Raw genomic sequence first — 6,985 nt, forward strand, 5'->3', positions numbered from 1 at the left:
GCGACCCGGCGAGGTCGGATTATATTGCTTCAAGGCCATCGGATCAGAGCCCCGTGGTGATGTCGATCGACTGGCCTTCGGCCAGGGTCACGACAGCTTTCTTGACATCGGAACGCCGGCCCTTGATGCCGCGGAACCGCTTGGTCTTGCCCTTGACGTTCAGGGTGTTGACCTTGGTCACGTTCACTTTGAACAGCGCCTCGACGGCGGCAGCGATCTCGTCCTTCGACGCATCGCCGGCGACCCGGAAGACCACCTTGTTGTGCTCCGAGAGCAGCGTGGCCTTTTCCGTGATGATCGGCGACAGGATGGTGTCGTAGTGACGGGCGGTAGGTTGCTCGGCCATCACGCAGCCTCCTTCTCTTGGAAGCGCGCCTGAATGGCCTCGACCGCGTCCTTGGTCAGCACCAGGGTGCGGCGGCGCAGCACGTCATAGACGTTCAGGCCGGCGTTCGGCAGCACGTCGACATTCGGGATGTTGCGCGCGGCCAGGCCGAAGTTCTTGTCGACCTCGGCGCCGGCGATCACCAGGGCGTGGGTCACGCCCATGGCGCCCAGCTGTTCGCGAAGACCCGCGGTCTTGGCGTCCTTCAGGGTCACGTTGTCGACGACGATCAGCGAGCCGTCCCTGGCCTTGGAGGACAGCGCGTGGCGAAGCGCCAGGGCACGGACCTTCTTGGGCAGGTCGAAGGCGTGGCTGCGGACGACCGGGCCGTGGGCCTTGGCGCCGCCGACGAACTGGGCCGCACGGCGCGAACCGTGACGGGCGCCGCCGGTGCCCTTCTGCTTGTACATCTTCTTCGAGGTCCGCGAGACTTCGTTGCGGACCTGGATCTTGTGGGTGCCAGCGCGGCGCTTGGCCAGTTGCCAGGTCACCATGCGCTGCAGGATGTCGGCGCGGATCTCGGAAATGCCGAAGATCTCGTCGGACAGCTCGATCGAGCCGCCCTTCCCGCCGTCGAGCTTGAGGACGTCGAGTTTCATTGCGCTTCATCCCCAGCTTCCGGCGCTTCCGCGGCCGGCGCTTCGGTTTCGGTGGCGGGCGCTTCGGATTCCGACGCGGCGGCTTGCGTCACCGCAGGCTCTTCGGCGACGGGAGCCTCGGCGGCGGCTTCCACGACCGGGGTTTCTTCCTCAGCCGCGGCGGGAGCCTTGGGCTCTTCACCGGCCTTGCGGAAGGCGCCCGGGGTCGGGACGTCCTTGGGCGCGGCGATCTTCACCGCGTCGCGGATCTTCACGAAGTCGCCTTCGGTGCCCGGGACAGCGCCCTTCACCAGGATCAGGCCGCGCTCGACATCGACGCGCCAGACGGTGAGGTTGAGGGTGGTCACGGTTTCCTGGCCGAGATGGCCAGCCATGTGCTTGCCCTTGAAGGTCTTGCCCGGATCCTGGCGCTGACCGGTCGAGCCGTGGGCCCGGTGGGAAACGGACACCCCGTGGGTGGCCCGCATGCCGCCGAAGTTCCAGCGCTTCATGGCGCCCTGGAAGCCCTTGCCGACCGTGACGCCGGTGACGTCGATCTTCTGGCCCGGCAGGTAGTGGTCGGCCGTGAACTCCGAGCCGACGTCGATCAGCATGTCTTCCGACACGCGGAACTCCGCCAGTTGGCGCTTCGGCTCGACTTCGCCCTTGGCGAAATGGCCGCGCATGGCCTTGGAAGTGTTCTTGGGCTTCTTGGCGCCTGCGCCCAGCTGGAGGGCCACATAGCCGTCCTTGTCCTGGGTGCGTTGGGCGACGACCGTGCAGCCTTCGAGGCTGAGGACGGTCACCGGCACATGGGTCCCCGCTTCATCGAAGAAGCGAGCCATGCCCAGCTTTTTGGCGATCACGCCGGTACGCATCTGGCTGACCCCTTAGAGCTTGATCTCGACGTCCACGCCGGCGGACAGGTCGAGCTTCATCAGCGCGTCCACAGTCTGCGGGGTGGGGTCGACGATATCGAGCACGCGCTTGTGCGTGCGGATTTCGAACTGCTCGCGCGACTTCTTGTCGATGTGCGGCGAGCGGTTGACGGTGAATTTCTCGATGCGCGTCGGCAGCGGGATTGGCCCGCGCACGGTCGCGCCTGTGCGCTTCGCGGTGTTGACGATCTCGCGCGTGGAATGGTCCAGCACGCGGTGGTCAAACGCCTTGAGGCGGATGCGGATGTTCTGACGATCCATATCGCTCTTTTCGTTCCCTACAGACGACGAACCGTCCGCGTGATCTCGACCATTTCAAAGACCAACCCGAACGCCTCCGAGGAGAAGTTCGTACGCGTAAGTCCGCTAAAACGACTTAGGCCCGCGCGGAAGCCCGCGAGGGCCTTCTCCGAAATACCAATGTAATCAGTATCTCAGCTCGTTCTGCGAACCGCGTCTAGCCCTTGCGAGCTACAGCCGGTCCAACAGGAGGCGCGTTACTACCTGTGCGACTCGACCGCGTCAAGGGCAGGCGGGCGGATTGCAGCCGCCCTGCCCGCCTCGAGGCCGCGCCGGATCACTTCCCGATCGTGACCCCGCCGGAGCCCATCACGGTCTTGGAGACCGAGCCGGTGACCTGCTTTGCCCGCACGTCGCCGGAGCCCGCGATTCGGGCCCTCAGCGTGTCGGCCGTCCCGCGGAAATCGACGTTGCCGGAGCCGGCCATGTGCACGGCCATGGTGGTCGCCTTGCCGCCGGCCACCTTGACGTCGCCGGAGCCGGCGATGTGGACGTCCAGTGGCCCCGAGATCGAGGCGACCTTCACGTCGCCGGAGCCGGCGATATCGACTTCCAGGGGCCCGCGGATGTCGCCCACGGTGGCGTTCCCGGAGCCCGCCACGCGGACCTTGGCCGAGCCGGCCGAACCGGTGCGGGTGTCGCCTGAGCCGGCCTGGCTGACCCGCATGGCGCCATCGGTGTTGCCCACCGTCCAGTCGCCACAGCCGGCGTTGCCGAGCTTGACGCTGGCCGAGCGGCCCACCGTGCCCCAGACCGCGCCGCCGGCGTCGAGGTCGACGTCACGCGGCGTATGGATGACGATCTGCGGCATGTCGCGGAAGCCCACGTCGCCGACGTCGCGCACCCGGACCGAGACATTCTCGCCGGCGCCGCGGCAATCGCGGATGCGGCGCCCCAGGCGGCCGTCGACGATGGTCTGGCCGGCGAAAGTCCGCACCTCGATCGGCAGTCGGGGATTGGCCTGGACGATGTCGACCTTGATGTCGGTGCGGTTCTCCGCGATCACCGTGACCCGCGCCACGGCGTCCTTCACCTCGACCGAGGCCGCGCTGGCGGCGCCGGCGGCCAGGGCGGCCGCGGCTGTCGCGGCCAGCATCAGGGACATACGCATCTTGGACTTCTCCGTCTTCTGATTGGATCTTGAGGCTCTGTCTTGCACGGCGCCTCTAGCCGACCGTCACGTGCCCGCCGCCGGAAACCGACTTGGTGACCTGGCCGCTCACCGACTTCACGCGGATGCCGCCGAAGCCGGAGATCGAGGCGTCGAGGCTCTGGGCGTCGCCGCCAAGCTCAACGCCGCCGACGCCGGACACCGAGGCGTGCACCGTCGTGGCGTGGCCCTGCTCGGCCCGGATGTGGCCAACGCCCGAGACGTGCGCCTGCACCGGACCGGACAGGTCCTCGATGTTCACGCTGCCCGCTCCGGAGAGCGTCGCATCGAGTCCCTGGCGCACGGTGGTGGCGTGAACGCTGCCGGCCCCCGACAGCCGCAGCGCCAGCTTGCCGGCCGAGCCCATCTTCGCCGAGCCCGCTCCGGACTCCCGCAGGTTCACCTCGCCGCTCACGTCGGCGACCGTCCAGCCGCTGCAGCCGGAGTTCTCCAGGTCCAGGCTCGTGGCCCCGCGGCCCACCGCCCCGTAGACCGCGCCGCCGGTTTCCATCACCACAGCCTTGGGCGTGCGGATCACCACCTGGGGCATGTTGTCGTAGGAAATCTCGCCAACGCCGCGCACCCAGGCCGACGGGTGGTCGCCCTTCGTATGACAATCGCTGATGCGGTGCGCGAGGTTGCCGCTGATCACGGTGGTCGACCCCTCGCTGCGCACCTCGATCGGCAGGGCGGCGTTGGTGGTCAGCATCTCCACCTTCACGTCGGTGCGGTCCTCCGGGATCACGGTGACGCGGGCGACCGCGTCGCGGATCTCGACCGAGGGACCGGCGTAGGCGACGCCGGCCGCGGCGATCGCGGCGGCCGCGGCGGTGAGCGCGATGGCGAGGCGCATGAGCTTCAATTTCCCCAATCCCAGTTTGTGGCGGGGAAGCTAGTCCCGTGTTGCAGTCGAAGCAGCTTAATTCGCGGTCATGACTTTCCGGTCACTAGCGGGTCACTAGCGGGTCACTAGCGGGTCACATGCCCATCGTCGTCGGGCCGCGCGACGCTGGGCGGCCCGCGATCCGCCCGAACGGCGATCCGGACTTCAGCCGGCTTGAGGCCCTCCGCCTGCGCCCGAAGCACCAGGGCGCCGGAACCGCCCTCCTCGGTCTGGACGATCACCTGGGCCAGTCCGTTGTAGAGCCGGCGCGCCGCGCCCTTTTCCGGCTCATGGCTGTTGGCGTCGCCGTTGCCCAGCCCGATGATCCGCCCGCCTTCGATCTCGAAGCTGACCGGCAGATTGGCGGTCGGCACGGCGCGGCCCTTGGCGTCGATGGCGTCCACGGTCACGGGCGATGCATCGCGGCCGTCGCCGGCCAGGCCGCTGCGCTCCGGCGTCAGGCGCAACGCGACCGGCGCGCCCGTGGTCTCCACCACGGCGTGGGCGACGACCTTGCCGCCGGTTCGGCCCACCGCCTCCAGTCGGCCGGGCGCGTACGGAACCTGCCATTCGTTCATCTCGAAGGGATCGACCTTCTGCTCGCCGATCAGCTTGCCGTTCAGCAACAGGGCGACCGTCTCGGTGTTGGCCATGGCCACGACGCGGATCGGCTGGCCCGCCTTGCCCGGCCAGTTCCAGTGCGGGACCAGATGCAGCACCGGGCGGTCCTTCACCCACTGGGCCTGATGGATGTAGAAGCTGGCCTTCTCGAAGCCACAGAGGTCCATGATCCCGAAAGACGAGCTCGCCGTCGGCCACTCGAACGGTTGCGGCTCGCCGCGGTAGTCGAAGCCGGTCCAGACGAAGGCCCCGGCCACGAAGGGCCGCGTGGCGATGGCCTTCCAGGCCGCCCGGTGCGTCGCGCCCCAGGGCCGGGCCACATCGTCGTATGACGTCAGCAGGTGCGCCTCCATATCGGTGGCGTATTCGCCGCGCGTGCTGACCGCCGAGGTGTCCTCGGAACTGGTCATCGGCAGGCGCGGATTGGCCGCGTGGAACCTGTCGTAGGCGCCGATCTGATAGTTGAAGCCGACCACGTCGACGGCCTGGGAGACGTTCACCGCATTGAACATGCCCCCGTTCATCGCCGCCGTGACCGGCCGGGTCGTGTCGAGCCGCTTCACCGTCTCGGCCATGCGGCGGACCATCTCGTAGCCCTCGCGGCGGCCCTGCAGCGGCTCCTCATTGAACACCGACCAGAGGATCACGCTCGGGTGGTTTCGGTCGCGCCGCACCATCCACTCCACCAGCCGCAGGTAGTCCGGGCTGGTGTTGAACAGCCGGTTCTCGTCCATCACCAGGAAACCCAGCCGGTCGGCGGCGTCGAGCAGCTCGCGGGTCGGCGCATTGTGCGACGAGCGGATGGCGTTGCAGCCCAGCGCCTTCAGCCTGCGCAGCCGGAATTCGATGATCGAGTCCGGCAGGGCGACGCCAAGGCCTGCATGGTCCTGGTGGATGCAGACGCCCTGGACCTTCACCGGCTTGTCGTTGAGGAAGAACCCCTTGTCAGGGTCGAACCGCTGGGTGCGGAAGCCGCAGAGCGTCACCGCCTCATCGACGGCGCCGCCGCTGCGCCGGACCGTCGTCTGGACCTGGTAGAGCGTCGGGGCCTCGATGGACCACAGCCGAGGCTCGGCCACCTGCAGGGTGACCTTGGCCAGCGTGCGCTCCAGCGGCGCCACAGAGGCACTGCTACGGCCTTGGGCCACAGGCCGTCCCTCGGGGTCGAGGAGGACGACTTCGACCTCGGCGTCCGCCGTGGTCTCGCCGATGTTGGCGAGCGTGGCTTCCACCGGCAGCGTCCAGCGGCCGTCCGGATCCTTGCGCGGGTGAGCGTAGACGCCATCGGTGATCAGGTGGACGGGTGCGCGCTTCACCAGCCAGGCGTGGCGATAGATGCCGCCGCCCTCGTACCACCAGCCTTCCAGCGGATCGGCGTCGACGCGGACGGTGATGGCGTTCAACTCGTCGCCGAACCGGGCGAAGGCGGTGATGTCGATATAGACCGAGGAATAGGCGCTCCAGCTGTGGGCCACGACATTGCCGTTGACCCAGACCGTGGCGTTCGTGGCGATGCCGTCGAACTGCAGTTCGAGGTGCTTGCCCTGGTCGGCGGGGTCGAGCCGCAGGGTGCGGCGGTACCAGGCCACCCCCTTGGGCCGATAGCCCTGGGCGACATTGGCGGTCTCCACGAACGGACCCTCGACGACATAATCGTGCGGCAGGTCGAGCTTGCGCCAGGACGAGGCGTCGTAGCGAAGCGCCGCCGCTCCGCCCGCGGCGCCGGCCTTGGTCGAGGCATAGCTCTGGTCGCCGGTGTGCGGCTGCGGCGTCGGGATATCGCCCAGGTGGAAACGCCAGCCGAGGTCGAGTGAGAGACGCTCGCCGGGCCCCCGGGTGGTAAGGTCAATCGGCGGTGGCCGATAGGCCGTCGCGCCCGGCGATCCTGGTCTCGCGAGCGCCGCGCCCGCTGCGGCCACGCCCGCCGCCTTCAAGAACCGTCGCCGTTCCATGCCCTGCCCCCGCGCTCCGCAGTCAAGGCTGCGGTTGGGGTCAGCCTGATCGCACGGCGGCTGAGCCGCAACGCAAAAGGCCGTCGGGTTTCCCCGACGGCCTGAAGCGTTTCGTTCAAGCTTGGCGCCTGGCCTTACTTGATGATTTTGGAGACCACGCCGCTGCCGACCGTGCGGC

The 6,985-nt window shown here is 68.3% G+C and carries 7 protein-coding genes; all 7 read right to left on the reverse strand.

Annotation, left to right across the window (positions count from 1 at the left end; all coding sequences use genetic code 11):
• Positions 1-43 precede the first annotated feature (43 nt).
• Complete coding sequence (locus tag E8A12_RS18310) at positions 44-346, reverse strand: 50S ribosomal protein L23 (RefSeq protein WP_293371489.1); 303 nt, start codon at positions 344-346, stop codon at positions 44-46.
• Positions 346-984, reverse strand: coding sequence for a 50S ribosomal protein L4 (rplD, locus tag E8A12_RS18315; RefSeq protein ID WP_293371491.1), 639 nt, complete (start codon positions 982-984; stop codon positions 346-348). Before rplD ends, E8A12_RS18310 begins: the two co-directional genes overlap by 1 nt.
• A complete protein-coding gene (rplC, locus tag E8A12_RS18320; protein WP_293371493.1) occupies positions 981-1,841 on the reverse strand; it encodes a 50S ribosomal protein L3 in 861 nt (286 codons plus the stop codon). The genes rplD and rplC overlap by 4 nt, the downstream gene beginning before the upstream one ends.
• A gap of 12 nt (positions 1,842-1,853) precedes the next feature.
• The gene (rpsJ, locus tag E8A12_RS18325) at positions 1,854-2,162 is read right to left on the reverse strand and encodes a 30S ribosomal protein S10 (RefSeq protein ID WP_012521787.1); all 309 of its coding nucleotides are present in this window, start codon (positions 2,160-2,162) and stop codon (positions 1,854-1,856) included.
• Between the two features lie 316 nt (positions 2,163-2,478).
• The gene (locus E8A12_RS18330; RefSeq protein ID WP_293371495.1) at positions 2,479-3,312 is read right to left on the reverse strand and encodes a DUF2807 domain-containing protein; all 834 of its coding nucleotides are present in this window, start codon (positions 3,310-3,312) and stop codon (positions 2,479-2,481) included.
• Positions 3,313-3,367: 55 nt separating this feature from the next.
• Positions 3,368-4,204: a DUF2807 domain-containing protein gene (locus E8A12_RS18335; RefSeq protein WP_293371497.1), complete on the reverse strand. Its 837-nt coding sequence runs from the start codon at positions 4,202-4,204 to the stop codon at positions 3,368-3,370.
• A 116-nt stretch (positions 4,205-4,320) separates the two neighbouring features.
• Positions 4,321-6,807: a beta-galactosidase GalA gene (gene galA, locus E8A12_RS18340; RefSeq protein WP_293371499.1), complete on the reverse strand. Its 2,487-nt coding sequence runs from the start codon at positions 6,805-6,807 to the stop codon at positions 4,321-4,323.
• Between the last annotated feature and the right edge of the window lie 178 nt (positions 6,808-6,985).

It is taken from the genome of Phenylobacterium sp., from assembly GCF_004799395.1.
Classification (GTDB): domain Bacteria; phylum Pseudomonadota; class Alphaproteobacteria; order Caulobacterales; family Caulobacteraceae; genus Phenylobacterium.